This is a genomic window from Solwaraspora sp. WMMA2080 (assembly GCF_027497395.1).
Taxonomy (GTDB): Bacteria; Actinomycetota; Actinomycetes; order Mycobacteriales; family Micromonosporaceae; genus Micromonospora_E.
In genome coordinates this window covers 4,751,239-4,767,064 of the sequence record NZ_CP114910.1, presented here as the reverse complement: position 1 = coordinate 4,767,064, position 15,826 = coordinate 4,751,239, and the positions used below count along the sequence as shown (strand labels likewise).

The following is a 15,826-nucleotide window of genomic DNA, read 5'->3' as shown; positions in this document are numbered from 1 at the left end:
CCCAGAGCTGAGCGAGGAGTTATGACCAGCGCGAAACAGCTGTCCTCCGACCAACGGCCGGCGATCGACGAGACCGCGCTGCTGACCGAGCTCGCCGAGGCGCTGCGCCGGGTGGGGCAGGGGGATCTGAAGGTACGGCTGCCCCGCCGGGTCGGGGTGGCCGGCGAGGTCGCCGACGCCTTCAACGAGGTGGTCTCGCTGCAGGAACGTCAGCACCTGGACCTGCGCCGGATCAGCCGGATCGTCGGCCGGGACGGCCGGCTCAGCGAACGCCTCGACGAGGAGGGCTTCGGCGGCGCCTGGGCGGACAACCACCAGGCGATCAACGCGCTGATCGACGACCTGGGTCGACCGACCACCGAGATCGCCCGGGTGATCCGGGCGGTCGCCGAAGGTGACCTGTCCCAGCACATGGAGCTGGAGATCGACGGACAGCCGCTGCGCGGCGAGTTCCTGCGGATCGGCCGGACGGTGAACACGATGGTCGGCCAGCTGTCGTCGTTCGCCGACGAGGTCACCCGGGTCGCCCGGGAGGTGGGCACCGAGGGCAAGCTGGGTGGCCAGGCGCGGGTCAAGGGGGTCTCCGGCACCTGGAAGGACCTGACCGACAACGTCAACTCGATGGCCTCCAACCTGACCCACCAGGTCCGGTCGATCTCCCAGGTGGCCACCGCGATGTCGCGGGGCGACCTGTCGCAGAAGATCACCGTGTCGGCCAAGGGTGAGGTCGCCGAGCTCGCCGACACGATCAACATGCTGACCGACACGCTGCGGTTGTTCGCCGAGCAGGTCACCCGGGTCGCCCGCGAGGTCGGTACGGAGGGCAAGCTGGGCGGGCAGGCCCAGGTGCCGAACGTGGCCGGCACCTGGAAGGACCTGACCGACAGCGTCAACTCGATGGCGTCGAACCTGACCGCCCAGGTCCGCAACATCGCCCAGGTCTCCACGGCGGTCGCCAAGGGCGACCTGTCACAGAAGATCACCGTCGCCGCCCAGGGTGAGATTCTCGAACTGAAGTCGACGGTGAACACGATGGTGGATCAGCTGTCGTGGTTCGCCGACGAGGTCACCCGGGTCGCCCGCGAGGTCGGTATCGAGGGCAAGCTGGGCGGGCAGGCCCAGGTCCGCGGGCTCTCCGGGACGTGGCGTGACCTCACGCAGAACGTGAACCAGCTGGCCGGCAACCTGACCAGTCAGGTTCGCAACATCTCCCAGGTCTCCACGGCGGTCGCCAAGGGCGACCTGTCACAGAAGATCACCGTCGACGCACGCGGCGAGATCCTCGAACTCAAATCGACCGTCAACACCATGGTCGACCAACTGTCGCTGTTCGCCGACGAAGTCACCCGCGTCGCCCGCGAAGTCGGCACGGAAGGCAAACTCGGCGGCCAGGCGCAGGTCAAGGGCGTCTCCGGCACCTGGCGCGACCTCACCGACAACGTCAACTCGATGGCCTCCAACCTCACCAGCCAGGTCCGCAACATCGCCTCGGTCACCACCGCCGTCGCCAAGGGCGACCTCTCCCAGAAGATCACCGTCGACGCACGCGGCGAGATCCTCGAACTCAAATCGACCGTCAACACCATGGTCGACCAACTGTCGTCGTTCGCCGACGAAGTCACCCGCGTCGCCCGCGAAGTCGGCACCGAGGGCAAACTCGGCGGCCAGGCCCAGGTGCGCGGGGTGGCCGGGACGTGGCGGGACCTGACCGACAACGTCAACTCGATGGCCTCCAACCTGACCGCCCAGGTCCGCAACATCGCCCAGGTCTCCACGGCGGTCGCCAAGGGCGACCTGTCACAGAAGATCACCGTCGACGCACGCGGCGAGATCCTCGAACTCAAATCGACCGTCAACACCATGGTCGACCAACTGTCGTCGTTCGCCGACGAAGTCACCCGCGTCGCCCGCGAAGTCGGCACCGAGGGCAAACTCGGCGGCCAGGCCCAGGTCAAGGGCGTCTCCGGCACCTGGCGCGACCTCACCGACAACGTCAACTCGATGGCCTCCAACCTCACCAGCCAGGTCCGCAACATCGCCTCGGTCACCACCGCCGTCGCCAAGGGTGACCTCTCCCAGAAGATCACCGTCGACGCACAGGGCGAGATCCTCGAACTCAAATCGACCGTCAACACCATGGTCGACCAACTGTCGTCGTTCGCCGACGAAGTCACCCGCGTCGCCCGCGAAGTCGGCACCGAGGGAGAGCTTGGCGGCCAGGCGCAGGTCAAGGGTGTCTCCGGCACCTGGCGGGACCTCACCGAGAACGTCAACCAGTTGGCGTCCACCCTGACCACCCAGCTACGGGCGATCGCCCAGGTCTCCACCTCGGTGACCCGAGGCGACATGACCCAGCACATCACGGTTCAGGCGCAGGGCGAGGTCGCCGAGCTGAAGGACAACATCAACCAGATGATTGTCACTTTGCGGGACACCACCAAGAAGAACGCCGAGCAGGGCTGGCTGGACTCGAACCTGGCGCGGATCGGTGGTCTGCTGCAGGGGCAGCGGGACCTCGGCGAGGTCTGCCGCATGATCATGAATGAGGTGACGCCGCTGGTCGACGCGCAGCTCGGCGCGTTCTTCCTCGCCGACGCCGACGACGGGGTGACCCGCCTCGGGCTCACCGCCGCGTACGGCTATGTCGCCCGGGACCACAAGATCATTTTTGGTCCGGGTGAAGGGCTGGTCGGCCAGGCCGCCGTCTCCCGCCGGACCATCCGGGTCGGCGCCGGCGCCACCGGGGCGCTCACCCTGCGCTCCGGTCTGCTCAGCATCCCGCCCCGGGACCACGTGGTGCTGCCGGTGCTGTTCGAAGGCGAAATGCTCGGAGTGATCGAGTTCGCCTCCGTCGCCGCCTTCTCCGAGCTGCACCTGGCGTTCCTGGAGCGGCTGGTCGCCACGATCGGCATCGCGGTCAACACCATCCAGGCCAACAAGCGCACCGAGGAGCTGCTCGCCCAGTCGCAGCGGCTGGCCAACGAGATGCAGGCGCAGTCGGCCGAACTGCAGCGCACCAACGCCGAACTGGAGGACAAGGCCCGGCTGCTGTCCGAGCAGAAGGGCAACATCGAGACCAAGAACCGGGAGATCGAACTGGCCCGGATCGGCCTGGAGGAAAAGGCCCAGCAGCTGTCCCGGGCCTCGGCGTACAAGTCGGAGTTCCTGGCCAACATGAGCCACGAGCTGCGTACCCCGTTGAACTCGCTGCTGCTGCTGGCCCGGCTGCTGGCCGACAACCCGGACGACAACCTCACCGAGAAGCAGATCGAGTTCGCCAAGACCATCCACAGCGCCGGCTCCGACCTGCTGTCCCTCATCGACGACATCCTCGACCTGTCGAAGATCGAGGCCGGCCGGATGGACGTGCAGCCGGCCGAGGTGCCGTTCGGCGAGATCCGGTCGTACGTCGAGCAGGCGTTCGCACCGCAGGTCGACGAGAAAGGGCTGGAACTGCGCGTCGAGGTGGCGCCGGACCTGCCCCCGGCGGTCGTCACCGACGCACAGCGACTGCAGCAGATCCTGCGCAACCTGCTCTCCAACGCGGTGAAGTTCACCGACTCGGGGTCGGTGACACTGCAGATCGCCCCCGCCCCGCAGGACCTGACCTTCGAACAGCCAGCGCTGTCCACCGCCGACCAGGTGGTCGCCTTCACAGTGATCGACACCGGGATCGGCATCTCCGACGACAAGCTCTCCCTGATCTTCGAGGCGTTCCAGCAGGCGGACGGGACGACCAGCAGGCGGTACGGCGGCACCGGGCTCGGCCTGTCGATCAGCCGCGACCTGGCCCGGCTGATCGGCGGCGCGATCTCCGTGTCGTCGGTGCCGGGCGAAGGGTCCACCTTCACGCTGTACGTTCCCGACGTGCTCAACACCGACGCGGTGCTGCCGCCGGCACCGTTGCCGGCCGCCGCGCCGATCCGCACCGCGCTGCCACCGCTGACCCGGCCGATCGAGGTGGACCGCCCCGAACCGCCGACCACCCGGCGGCTGGACGGGGCCACCGTACTGATCATCGACGACGACGTCCGCAACGTCTTCGCGCTGACCAGCGCGTTGGAGCTGCACGGGATGACCGTGATCTACGCGGACAACGGGGTCGACGGCGTACGCAAACTCGCCGAACGCCCCGAAGTGAACATCGTGCTGATGGACGCGATGATGCCGGACCAGGACGGTTACGAGACGACCCGGATCATCCGCCGCAACGAACGCTTCGCGGACCTGCCGGTGGTCTTCCTGACCGCCAAGGCGATGCCGGGTGACCGGGAGTCCGCGCTGCAGGCCGGGGCGACGGACTACATCACCAAACCGGTGGACCTGGACGAACTGATCACCCTGATGGTGACCTGGATCAACGCGGCTGAGGAGTTGAACTCGTGACTGCCGGATCGGCGAAGGTACTTCTGGTGGACGACCGGCGGGACAACCTGCTCGCTCTGGAGGCGATCCTGCAGGGGATGCCGGTGCAGGCCGTGGCGGTGGAGAGCGGCGAGGACGCGCTGAAGAAGCTGCTGGTGGACGACTTCGCGGTGATCCTGCTGGACGCGCAGATGCCGGAGATGGACGGATTCGAGACGGCCAACCACATCAAGCGTCGCGAACGCACCCGGCACGTACCGATCCTGTTCCTGACCGCCGCGGACCGCGACGCCCAACTCGCCCTGCGCGGGTACGCCGCCGGCGCGGTCGACTACCTGATCAAGCCCTTCGACCCGTGGGTGCTGCGGGCCAAGGTCGGCGTCTTCGTCGACCTCTGGGTGAAGAACCGCCAACTCGCCACCCAGGCGGACCTGGTCCGGCAGCGGGACGAACAGGTACGGCAACTGTGTGCGGCGATCGACCGGGCGACCGCCCGGCTGCGCGACGGCGAGGTGGCTCCGGCCGAGGTCGCCGACGAGTTGGAGACGGCCCGCTGGGGCGGCGACGGCCGGGCCGGCTGACCGCAACGGCCGGGCCGGCCGCCGCCGGACTGACCGCGAGGCCTAGCTGGCCGCCCCGGGTCAGCCGGCGCCGTTACGGATGGTGAGCGCCGACCGCAGCCCGGTGATGTTCAACACCCGGTGCAGGAACTCGCCGACGTTGGTGAGCAGCAGCAGACTCTGCGCGTGGCTGGCCTTGCGGGTGAGCACCACCAGGGTGCCCAGACCCTGCGAGTCGCAGAAGGTGACACCGGCCATGTCCAGCACGATCCGGGCCGGCGCGTCACCGAGCAGATCGTTGACGGTGGTGGACAGCTGGGCGGCGGTGAGCATGTCGATCTCACCGACGAGGCGTAGCACAGCCTCATCGGGAGTGCGCCGCAACGCGATCGACAACTCCGCCCGCTCCACCCGGCCAGCGTATCGCGACAGCGCGAGCCCGGCCCTGGTACGGCGGTCGCCGCAACCCGGGCGTTGGGCAGGGTCGGATGTGCGGTCCCCTGGTGACGCTGCCACAATGGCAGGGCCGTGACTGCCACCGAAACTGCCGGCGCCCGCCCGTACCCGGCGCACGCGCCCGCATCCCAGGCCCTGTTCGACCGCGCCACCGGGATCATCCCTGGCGGGGTCAACTCGCCCGTGCGCGCCTTCAGGGCGGTCGGCGGGACCCCCAGGTTCATGGTCCGGGGGTCCGGCCCGTGGCTGTTCGACGCCGACGACCGCCGTTACCTCGACCTGGTCTGCTCCTGGGGACCGCTGATCCTCGGCCACGCCCACCCCGAGGTGGTCGCCGCGCTCAGCGCAGCCGCCGCGCACGGCACCAGCTTCGGTACGCCGACGCCCGGCGAGGTGGCGCTGGCCGCCGAGATCGTCGACCGTACCCCGGTGGAGCAGATCCGGCTGGTCAACTCCGGCACCGAGGCGACGATGTCGGCGATCCGGCTGGCCCGGGGGCACACCGGTCGACCCAGGATCGTCAAGTTCGCCGGCTGCTACCACGGCCACGTCGACGCGCTGCTCGCCGCGGCCGGCAGCGGGGTGGCCACCCTCGGGCTGCCCGACTCGCCCGGGGTGACCGGTGCCGCCGCCAGCGAGACGATCGTGCTGCCGTACAACGACGTGGCGGCGGTGGAGGCGACCTTCGCCGAACACGGCGACCAGATCGCCGCGATCATCACCGAAGCGGCCGCCGGCAACATGGGTGTGGTGCCGCCGGCCCCCGGCTTCAACGCCGCGCTGGCCCGGATCGCCCACGCGCACGGCGCGCTACTGATCGTCGACGAGGTGATGACCGGGTTCCGGGTGGCCCGGGGCGGCTGGGCCGAGCTGGAGCCGGTCGACGCCGACCTCTACACGTACGGCAAGGTGATGGGTGGCGGCCTGCCGGCCGCCGCGTTCGGCGGCCGGGCCGAGATCATGCGGCAGCTGGCCCCGGCCGGCCCGGTCTACCAGGCCGGTACGCTCTCCGGGAACCCGCTGGCCTGCGCCGCGGGACTGGCCACGCTCCGGCTGGCCGACGCCGACCTGTACCGGCAGCTCGCCGACACCGCGACCCGGGTCGCCGAGCTGGCCACCGGGGCGCTCACCGCCGCCGGGGTGCCGCACCGGCTCTCCACCGCCGGCACCATGTTCTCGATCTTCTTCACCGACGCCGAGGTCACCGACTACGCTGGCGCCCGCCTGCAGGACGTCGACGCGTACCGCGCCTTCTTCCACGCGATGCTCGCGCACGGCGTCTACCTGCCCCCCAGTGCGTTCGAGGCATGGTTCGTCTCGGCGGCGATCGACGACGCCGCCCTGGAACAGCTCGCGGCTGCGCTGCCAGCCGGGGCCGCAGCCGCCGCTGCGGCAGCGGACGGCGCGCTGCGGGCACCGACGCTGGGGGAAAACGGATGAAACGGACGGTCGTCCACGTACTGCGGCACGGCGAGGTCCACAACCCGGAGAAGATCCTCTACGGCCGGCTGCCCGGTTTCCGCCTCTCCGAACTCGGTGTGCAGATGGCGAAGGCGGCCAGCCAGGCCCTCGCCGACCGGGACGTGGTGCACGTTGTCGCCAGTCCGTTGGAACGCGCCCAGGAGACCGCCGAGCCGATCGCGGCCCAGTTCCGGTTGCCGGTGTCGGTCGACGAACGGCTGATCGAGTCGGCCAACTGGTTCGAGGGCCGGCGGGTCTCCCCCGGCGACGGATCGTTCCGCGACCCGCGCAACTGGTGGGTGCTGCGCGATCCGGTCACCCCGTCGTGGGGCGAGGCCTACACGGCGATCGCCGAGCGGATGTTCGCCGCGGTGCACGCCGCCCGGGTCGCCGCCGAGGGTCACGAGGCGGTCTGCGTCTCCCACCAGCTGCCGATCTGGACGCTGCGCCGCTACCTGGAACGCAAGCGTCTCTGGCACGACCCGCGCCGCCGGCAGTGCGGCCTGGCCAGCCTGACCGCGATCCACTTCGAGGACGCGAAGGTGGTCGGCATCGGCTACTCCGAGCCGGCCGCCCACCTGATCGCCATGTCGCCGTCGGCGCGGACGGCCAAGGGCGCCTGAGATGCGGTCGGCACGTCGTGGGCTGATCACGCCGGGCCGTCGGTCGGTCGCCCTTCTCGCCGGTACGTTGGCCGCCGCGCTCGCCCTGACCGGCTGCGCGGCCAGCGACTGGACGACCGACTGCGAGACCGATCAGCGAGGCGTGATCCGATGCACCGGCGACGACCGGCCGGCAGCGCCGGAGCTGGACGCCGAGCTGCTCGACGGCTCCGCGTTCGATCCGGCGGCGTACCGGGGTCAGGTCCTGGTGGTCAACTTCTGGGGCTCCTGGTGCCCGCCCTGCCGAGCCGAGGCCGCCGACCTGGAAGCCACCTACCAGGCGACCCGGGACCAGGGGGTGCGTTTTCTCGGCATCAACGTCCGCGATGAACGGGACAAGGCCCGCGCCTTCGAGGCGGGCCGGGTGACGTACCCGAGCCTGTTCGACCCGGCCAGCCGGCTCGCCCTGGACTTCAACATCCCGCCGAACAGCATCCCCGCGACGATGATCATCGACCGGAGCGGCCGGATCGCCACCGTCGTACGCGCCGAGATCCGTCAGGACGGCCTGCAGCCGCTGGTCGAACAGGTCGCCGCAGAGGCGACCGGCGACGATGCCGAGGCGTCCGGCACCGGCACCGAGCCGGATCCGGCCGATGGGTGAGACGTTCGCCGAGATCGCCCGGGGCGGTCCGGTACTGCTGGCTCTCGGCCTGGCCGCACTGGCCGGACTGGTCAGCTTCCTCTCCCCGTGCATTCTGCCGCTCGCCCCCGGCTACCTGTCGTACGTCACCGGACTGGCCGGCTCCGACCTCGACGCCGCCGGTGGCCGCAGCGGCAGCGGTGGCGGCGCGAGTGCTGGCGGTTCCTTCGGCGGCCGGCACGGCCGGGTGCTGGCCGGAACCCTGCTGTTCATCAGCGGGTTCACCGTGGTCTTCACACTCACCGCGATCCTGATGGCCAGCGTCGGCCGTCACCTGTTCGTCTACCAGCGGCCGGTGGAGATCGGCGTCGGGCTGCTGATCGTGCTGTTCGGGTTGGCCTTCCTCGGTCTGGTACCCGGCCTGCAACGCGAGGTGCGGGTACGCCGGCTGCCGGAGGCCGGCCTGGTCGGCGCCCCGGTGTTCGGCGCGGTCTTCGCGCTGTCCTGGACGCCGTGCGTCGGCCCCACCCTCGGCGCGGTGATGGGGATGGCGACGGTCAGCGGCCAGACCGACCGGGCGGTGGCGCTCGCCGTGGCGTACTGCCTCGGACTCGGTCTGCCGTTCGTCGTCTTCGGCCTGGCGTTCCGCCGGCTGCTCGGCGTGTTCACAGTGATCCGGCGCAACAGCCGCTGGGTCACCCGGGTCGGCGGGGCGATGCTGATCCTGGTCGGGGCGGCGCTGGTCACCGGCGCCTGGACCGACTTCGTCATCTGGTTCCAGGCCACCGTCGGGGCCGGCGAGGTCGGCATCTGATGTCCCGGCCGGATCCGGCGCTGGTCCTGCTGCGCAACTCGTGGCGGCAGCTGACCAGCATGCGGACCGCGCTGATTCTCCTCTTCCTGTTGGCCGTGGCGGCGATCCCCGGTTCGCTGCTACCGCAACGCGACGTCAACATCGAAAACGTCGACGCGTACTTCGCGGCGAACCCACGGCTGGCTCCGGTGCTGGACCGGCTCGGCATGTTCGACGTGTTCGCCTCGACCTGGTTCGCGGCGATCTACCTGCTGCTTTTCACCTCCCTGGTCGGCTGCATCGTGCCCCGGCTGCGCGAGCACGTACGGGCGTTGCGGGCGGCGCCGCCGGCCGCGCCGCGCCGGCTGGACCGGCTGCCGCAGCACGCCAGCTGGACCACCGCCGGCGACACCACGGCCGGCGACCCACCCGCCGCCGCGCGGGACGCGATCGCCGCCGAACTGCGCCGCCGCCGCTGGCGGGTCACCGTCACCGACGACAGCGTCGCCGCCGAGAAGGGCCACCTGAAGGAGACCGGCAATCTGGTCTTCCACCTGTCGCTGATCGGCGTCCTGCTCGGGGTCGCCGTGGGCAGTTGGTTCGGCTGGAACGGCAACCGGCTACTGGTCGCCGGGCCGGACACCGCGTTCTGCAACACCGTGCAGCAGTACGACGAGTACCGGCTCGGCCCTCGGATCTCCGACGGCGACCTGCCCCGGTTCTGCCTGGAGCTGACTGACTTCACCGCCACCTTTCTGGAGTCCGGGCAGCCGGCGAGCTACTCCGCCGAGGTGCGGGTCGACGCCGACGGCGGTGCCGCCCGGACCGAGACGTTCTCGGTGAACTCCCCGCTGCGCCTTGACGGCGCCAACATCTACCTGCTCGGGCACGGCTACGTGCCGGTGCTGCGCTACACCGACCGCTACGGGCAGGCGCAGAACGTCTCCGCGCCGTTCCTGGCCGTCGACGGGATGCTGACCAGCGAAGGGGTCGCCAGCTTCCCGGACGCCAACGTCGACCCGGCGAACGGCGAACGTGATCCGCAGCTTCAGGTGGCCTTCGAAGGGCTCTTCCTGCCGTCCGCCCCGCCGCAGCCGCCGTATGTCCGCTCCACCCACCCGGAGCTGCGCGACCCGGCGGTGATGCTGTGGGCGTACCGGGGCAACCTTGGGCTGGACGCCGGTATCCCCGGCTCGGTCTACCAAATCGACCAGCGGCAGGTGGAGGCCGGCCGGCTGCTGCCGGTCGGTGACCCGCAGCTGCTGCGGGTCGGCGAGACGATGACCCTGGACGACGGCACCACCATCGAATTTCTCGACATCTCGCAGTACGTGACCCTGTCGGTCCGGCACGATCCCGGCAGCGGCCTGCTGCTGGCCAGCTCGGCGGCGCTGCTGCTCGGGCTGATGCCGGCACTGTTCGGCCGGCGACGTCGGGTGTGGTTCAGGGTCACACCGGCCGGCCCCGACGCAGCGTCAACGACACCCGGTAGTAGCTTGGTCGAGGCCGGTGGGCTGCCGCGCACCGACCATCCCGGGTTCGGCGACGAGTTCCGGGAGCTCATCCGGGCACTCGGCGGCGACGCCGGGCCACGGGAAGGACGGCACTGATGTCAGCACTGTCGGATCAACTCCTGGTAGTGGCGATCTTCGCGTATTTGCTCGCGATGATCTGCCACGCGGTCGAGGCCGGGTTCGGCACCCGGCGTACCGCGCCGGTCGTGGTCCGCGAGCGGGAACTCGCCACCGCCACTGTTGCCGCCGGGTCGTCGTCGACGACGTCCGGCCCGACCCCGGACGGCCCGGTCTTCAAAGCCCCGATCCTGGACGGTCCGGTCGGGGTGGAGCCGGATCCGCAGGAGCGGACCGGCTGGCCGGCGGTCGGACTCGCCGGCTGGTTCGCCGTCGGCGCCACCGTGCTGGGTGCCCTGTTCCACCTGGCCTGCCTGGTCACCCGGGGGGTCGCCGCCGAGCGGCTGCCGTGGGGCAACATGTACGAGTACATGCTGGCGATCACCTTCGTCGGGGTGGCCGCCTGGCTGGTGCTGGTCTACCGGCGGCCGTCGCTGCGGCTGCTCGGCCTGTTCGTCGCGCTCGTCATGGTCGTCCTGCTCGGCCTGGCCGGCCTGGTGTTCTACACCCCGATCACCCCGCTGGTGCCGGCCCTGCAGTCCTACTGGTACGCCATCCACGTCTCCACGATCATGGCATCGTCCGGACTGCTGCTGCTCGGGTCGATTCCGGCCACGATGTTCCTGCTGCGGTCCGGCTACGAGCATGGTCGGCGCGGGTTCCCGTACCTGCTGGCCAAGCGGGTCCCGGCCGCCGCCTCGCTGGAACGGCTCACCTTCGGGCTGCACGCGATCGGTTTCCCGGTCTTCACCTTCGCGGTTATCGCCGGGGCGATCTGGGCCGAACACGCCTGGTCGCGGCCGTGGGCCTGGGACCCGAAGGAGACCTGGGCGTTCATCTCCTGGGTGATCTACGCCGGCTACCTGCACGCCCGGGCCACCCCGAGCGTCCGGCGGACCACGGTCACCTGGATCGCGATCCTCGGCTTCCTCACCATGCTGATGAACCTGATCGGGGTCAACTACTTCTTCGAGAGCCTGCACTCCTACGCCTGACAGCGGTGGAGAAGTCGTCCCGCAGCAGGCCGTAGATCATGACGTCGCGCCAGCATCCGCCACGGAACTCCGCGCTGCGCAGCGTGCCCTCGTGCCGGAAGCCGAGACGTTCCAGGATGCGCTGCTCGACGACGTTCTCCGGTTGGGTGACCGCCTCGATACGGGGTGCCGCCGAGTGCTCGAACAGGTACGCGCAGAGCAGGCGCTGCGCGGCCGACCCGACACCGTGGCCGCGGTACTCGGGCAGCAGGGATATGCCGATCCCCCAGTAGCAGCCGTTGCCCTGGCTGACCTTCGCCCACGCCACGAACCCAGCCGGCTCGTCGTCGACGGTCACGGTCATCCGGCTGTCGTCCTCGCCGAGCCAGCCGTCCTGCTGGAGTCGGCGGGCCAACTCGCCGGAGTCCCGATGCCCGTACCAGTTCGGACCGATGAGACCGGGCTCCAGCCGGAACCGCAGCAGGGCATCGAGATCCCGGTCCAGAATGGGACGTATCGCGACCGGCTTCGCATCCATGGGTGACGACCTACCTCGAATCGACGGGATCGGCCGAGGCCGGGTCGGGCGCGGCCGGCTGGGTGGGCAACGATGCCGGCGGGCTGCCGGTGACCGCCCATCGGCCCAGCCGGTGCCACGGGATCTGGGTCACCACCAGGCCGAGCACGACCATGGCGCCGGCGATCAGCTTCGTTGCGGTCAGCTGCTCGCCGAGTACCAGCACCGAACTCCCCATGCCGAACAGCGGGACGAGCAGGGTCAACGGTGCGACCAGCGCGGCGGTGTGCCGGCGCAACAGCCAGTTCCACACGGCATAGCCGAACAGGGTGGTGGGGTAGACCAGGTACAGCACCGAGGCGGCGGCGGTCCAGGAAATGTCACGCAGTGAGTCGACGACCGACTCCGGGCCGCTGAGCAGCAGGGTGAGCAGAAACAACGGAACGGGCGGGATCAGGCTCGACCAGACGATGAAACCGAGTATGTCGTCGGTCGCGGCCCGTTTGGCGATGATGTTCGCCGCGCCCCAGGAGGCCGCCGCGGCGGTGACCAGCAGAACGCCGGTCACGGTGGCCGACCCGTCGGTGACCGCGGTGGCGATGAGCACCATGCCGGCGGCGGCGAGTGCCATGCCCACGCCCTGCACCGGCTTGACCCGCTCACGCAGGACCAGGGAGGCGAACCCGATGGTGAAGAAGACCTGCAGTTGCAGGACGATGGAGGCCAGCCCAGCGGACAGCCCGGCGTCGATCCCGGCGAAGAGCAGCCCGAACTGGAAGACCCCGAGCACCAGACCGTATGCGACGAGGTAGCGGATCGGCACCCGCGGCCGTCGGAAGAAGAAGATCGCCGGCAGGCAGCAGAAGGCGAAGCGGAGCGTCGCGAGCAGGTAGGGGTCGAAGGAGTCGAGCCCGACACGGATCACGACGAAGTTGAAACCCCAGACCGCAGTGACGAGTACGCCGAGTGCGAGGTGTCCTACTGACAAGGTGACCGCCAAACCGATGATCGCTGATCCGGTCGGTGTGGTCGCCGACAGGCCAGCGGCACGACGCCCGTGGACGGCCGACCCGCCACCCGGGTACCGGACGGGCCTGGGTCAGCCCCACTCCCGTGGGGACCCGTCCTACAGGTCCATCTTGGCCACAAGATACCCCAACTGGAGCCGGTTGCGCGCACCAAGCGTCCCCATGATGTAAGCAATGTGTCGCTGACACGAACGGAGCGACAGCCCGACCTGCTGGGCGATCTTGGCGTCGGCCTCGCCGGCGACCAGCAGGGAGATGATGGCTTTCTGCACGTCATGGACCGTGGCCATGGTCTCTCTGCGGTGCCAGCTGGTCGACACCGGGTCGGCTCCGTTCCAGCAGCGCCCGAAGGCGTCCGCGATGAAGGCGACGACGTTGGAATCACGCACGACGGCGGCTCCGTCGACCGAGTCGGGCAGCCCGACGACGGCGACCCGGCGGTCGAACACCAGGCAGCGGGCGAATCCGTCGGCAGTGGTCCGGACCTGACCGCCGAGCGCGCTCACCCACCTGACGTAGGCGATCGTGGGCTGGCTGAAGCGCGCGGTGTGCTGGTACAGCGTGTTCATCCGTACGCCTCGGCGCAGCATGTGCTCGGTCCGGTCCAGACTCTCCGCCAGCACACCCTCCGGCCTGCCGCCGCCGGGTTGGGAGGTCAGCACCTCGCGCTCCGCCTCGGCCGCGAGCCCGTCGATGAGTTCACGTACCTGCTCGAGGTCGGCAATGACCTGGGGCTTGCCGTTGGCCCACTGTCTTGCGACACCGTCGGCGTAGCCGGCGGCGAGGGTTTCCAGCTCGCCGCGGAGCTCACCTACGCGGTCGCGCCAGATGTCCATCTCCCGCTGCAGTGGACTTAATATGCGGCATCGCACTAACTCCGGCGAGACGGGCAGAAGGCGATCGACATCTGTCACATCCGGGCTGAGCAGCCCGATTTCAAGCAGGTTGCCGATCGCCCGCATGATCCTTTCGCGGCATATTTTCAGGCCACTCTCAGGCAGGCGCCTGTCTATGCCTTGCTGGCGCACGGCATGAAGGTAGACAAGACGGTCATCTGACTGCAGTCTGGGCACTTTGCCGTGGTAGATTGCGGCTTTTGCCATGCTAGCACCCTTCATCTTTCCGCCAACGAGAACATGAACCCCTCGGAATCTAGCCACGGATGACGCGGTAAGCAATCATATTCATTGGTCACCAAAACCACGGAATCACATTGACATGGAGGTATGTGATCATGTATGCGGGCGAGGCAGTTGCTCGCAATTATCAGGCACCACCAAAGATTCCCGTTCGCCGTCCTTTCGACCTGGGTTGGGGGAGAAATGCCTCGTAGCAAGTCCTACAACACCTATTCATCGCTGCAGCGTCCGGAATTCCGTAAGCGGGTCGACGATCTGCTGTTGAAGTTCGAGCGGGACTTCTACGAGCAGAACAAGGGCGCAGAGGGAATGCTGCAGACCGAGAGCTTCAATCTCGATCTCTACAAGCGGCACAACGTGGAAACCATGATCCGCATCGGCCTGAAGCGGGCCGTCGATCCGCTGATCGCCAACTACTGGGCCACCCGCGACCCGCAACTGTGCAAGGAATGGGGTCTCTACGGTGCCGAGGAGGGACGCCACGACCGGATGTTCGCCGGCGACCTGCACAAGGTGGGCATGACCGACGAGGAGATCTACTCGATCAGACCAACCTTCGCCACCGAGATCCTCAACGGCTACTTCTACTACACGATGGCCACCGAGGGACCCCTCGCCTCGATGATCAGCGGTTTCTACCTCGAGTACATCGCCGGCAAGACCCAGCCCGACTGGCTCGACGTCATGGAGCAGCACGTCGGCGCGGACAAGACCAAGGGCGCGCGCGCCCATCTCGCGCTCGACGACGAGGACGACCACGTCGACATGGTATGGAACATGATCATGCGGGTGATTCACACCGAAGAGGACGAAGAACGCTTCGTCGAACACCTCATCAAGATCAACGCATTGTTCGTGTCGTACTTCGTCGAGGTCTACGCCGCCACCGTCCTCGGCGCCGGCGCCGACCCGTCCGCCCTGGCCCAGGCCGCACCGACCGCATCGCTCAAGACGAACCTGATGACCCAGGCGTCGATGGCCTGACCCTCGTCGGCACCGCCCGGTGCCCCGCCCCCACCCCGGCCACCCTTCCCACCCACGTCCGGCCGTGCGCCGACAGACGGAGGTTGTCGATGAAGTACGACTGGCCCGCCGAACTGTCCGCCAAGGACATCCGCGAGATGATCGGCCTGATGAACGCCGTCGCCGTACGCGAAATGACCCTGGGGTTCACCGAACCGCTGAACGACGAGGACGGCTTCGCCCTGATGCGTGCGTTCGACGCGGAGCTTCGTCGCGGAGCTCTCGAGCTACTCGCCGTACGCACCGACGACGGCACCATCGTCGGGATGGTCACCCTCGCCCGCGCGCCGCTGCCCGCCCGACGGCACGTCGTCGACCTCAGGCGCTGCGTGATCGACCCGGAGCACCGCGGGAAGTTCCTGCTGGAGGGTTTCGAGGAGACCATCCGCAAGGTCGCCGAGATGGGCTGCGACGTGATCACCCTGGAGGTCCGCGACGACGGACCGAGAGTCCTCTGGCACCGGCTCGGCTTCCAGGAGTACGGCCGGCTGCCGGACTACGCCCGCAAGGCGGGGCAGGCCGTCACCGGCCACTTCATGTACGCACGGCGCGCGGATCTGGAGGCCCACTTCCGCCAGACCGGGACCTGGCTGCACGAGCTTCCCGCGCCGTCCGCAGCCGGCTGACCGGCCAC

The 15,826-nt window shown here is 69.0% G+C and carries 14 protein-coding genes; 10 read left to right on the top strand and 4 right to left on the bottom strand.

What is annotated here, in order from left to right; genetic code table 11:
* Positions 1-21 precede the first annotated feature (21 nt).
* Positions 22-4,386 carry a HAMP domain-containing protein gene (locus O7543_RS21660; RefSeq protein WP_281552160.1) on the top strand — a complete coding sequence of 1,455 codons (4,365 nt, stop codon included), beginning with the start codon at positions 22-24 and terminating at the stop codon, positions 4,384-4,386.
* Positions 4,383-4,946, top strand: coding sequence for a response regulator (locus O7543_RS21655; RefSeq protein ID WP_281552161.1), 564 nt, complete (start codon positions 4,383-4,385; stop codon positions 4,944-4,946). Before O7543_RS21660 ends, O7543_RS21655 begins: the two co-directional genes overlap by 4 nt.
* Positions 4,947-5,006: 60 nt before the next feature.
* Here the strand turns inward: O7543_RS21655 and O7543_RS21650 are convergent, their stop codons facing one another.
* Positions 5,007-5,336, bottom strand: coding sequence for an STAS domain-containing protein (locus O7543_RS21650; protein WP_281552162.1), 330 nt, complete (start codon positions 5,334-5,336; stop codon positions 5,007-5,009).
* A 117-nt stretch (positions 5,337-5,453) separates the two neighbouring features.
* On the opposite strand from O7543_RS21650, the gene hemL reads away from it, so the two are divergent.
* Genes hemL through ccsB form a run of 6 tightly spaced genes read left to right on the top strand, consistent with a single transcriptional unit; the run spans position 5,454 to position 11,506 of the window.
* Positions 5,454-6,821, top strand: a complete 1,368-nt coding sequence (hemL, locus tag O7543_RS21645) for a glutamate-1-semialdehyde 2,1-aminomutase (protein ID WP_281552163.1) — start codon at positions 5,454-5,456, stop codon at positions 6,819-6,821.
* Entirely contained in the window at positions 6,818-7,465 is a 648-nt protein-coding gene (locus tag O7543_RS21640) for a histidine phosphatase family protein (RefSeq protein ID WP_123607031.1), read from the top strand. Before hemL ends, O7543_RS21640 begins: the two co-directional genes overlap by 4 nt.
* A 1-nt stretch (position 7,466) precedes the next feature.
* Positions 7,467-8,108 (top strand): TlpA disulfide reductase family protein, encoded by a 642-nt coding sequence (locus O7543_RS21635; protein ID WP_281552164.1) that lies wholly within the window; start codon positions 7,467-7,469, stop codon positions 8,106-8,108.
* Entirely contained in the window at positions 8,101-8,901 is an 801-nt protein-coding gene (locus tag O7543_RS21630; protein WP_281552165.1) for a cytochrome c biogenesis protein CcdA, read from the top strand. Before O7543_RS21635 ends, O7543_RS21630 begins: the two co-directional genes overlap by 8 nt.
* Positions 8,901-10,490, top strand: a complete 1,590-nt coding sequence (locus O7543_RS21625) for a cytochrome c biogenesis protein ResB (protein WP_281552166.1) — start codon at positions 8,901-8,903, stop codon at positions 10,488-10,490. The genes O7543_RS21630 and O7543_RS21625 overlap by 1 nt, the downstream gene beginning before the upstream one ends.
* Entirely contained in the window at positions 10,490-11,506 is a 1,017-nt protein-coding gene (gene ccsB, locus O7543_RS21620; protein ID WP_281552167.1) for a c-type cytochrome biogenesis protein CcsB, read from the top strand. Before O7543_RS21625 ends, ccsB begins: the two co-directional genes overlap by 1 nt.
* Here the strand turns inward: ccsB and O7543_RS21615 are convergent.
* The 3 genes from O7543_RS21615 to O7543_RS21605 form a co-directional block, all read right to left on the bottom strand.
* The gene (locus tag O7543_RS21615) at positions 11,469-12,023 is read right to left on the bottom strand and encodes a GNAT family protein (protein ID WP_281552168.1); all 555 of its coding nucleotides are present in this window, start codon (positions 12,021-12,023) and stop codon (positions 11,469-11,471) included. The genes ccsB and O7543_RS21615 overlap by 38 nt on opposite strands.
* Positions 12,024-12,033: 10 nt before the next feature.
* Positions 12,034-12,990 (bottom strand): EamA family transporter, encoded by a 957-nt coding sequence (locus O7543_RS21610; RefSeq protein WP_281552169.1) that lies wholly within the window; start codon positions 12,988-12,990, stop codon positions 12,034-12,036.
* Positions 12,991-13,128: 138 nt separating this feature from the next.
* Positions 13,129-14,133: a hypothetical protein gene (locus tag O7543_RS21605; RefSeq protein ID WP_281567185.1), complete on the bottom strand. Its 1,005-nt coding sequence runs from the start codon at positions 14,131-14,133 to the stop codon at positions 13,129-13,131.
* A 219-nt stretch (positions 14,134-14,352) separates the two neighbouring features.
* On the opposite strand from O7543_RS21605, the gene O7543_RS21600 reads away from it, so the two are divergent.
* Together O7543_RS21600 and O7543_RS21595 are read left to right on the top strand one after the other, a co-directional pair.
* Complete coding sequence (locus O7543_RS21600; RefSeq protein ID WP_281552171.1) at positions 14,353-15,153, top strand: hypothetical protein; 801 nt, start codon at positions 14,353-14,355, stop codon at positions 15,151-15,153.
* A gap of 89 nt (positions 15,154-15,242) precedes the next feature.
* Positions 15,243-15,818 (top strand): GNAT family N-acetyltransferase, encoded by a 576-nt coding sequence (locus tag O7543_RS21595; RefSeq protein ID WP_281552172.1) that lies wholly within the window; start codon positions 15,243-15,245, stop codon positions 15,816-15,818.
* Positions 15,819-15,826: the final 8 nt, after the last annotated feature.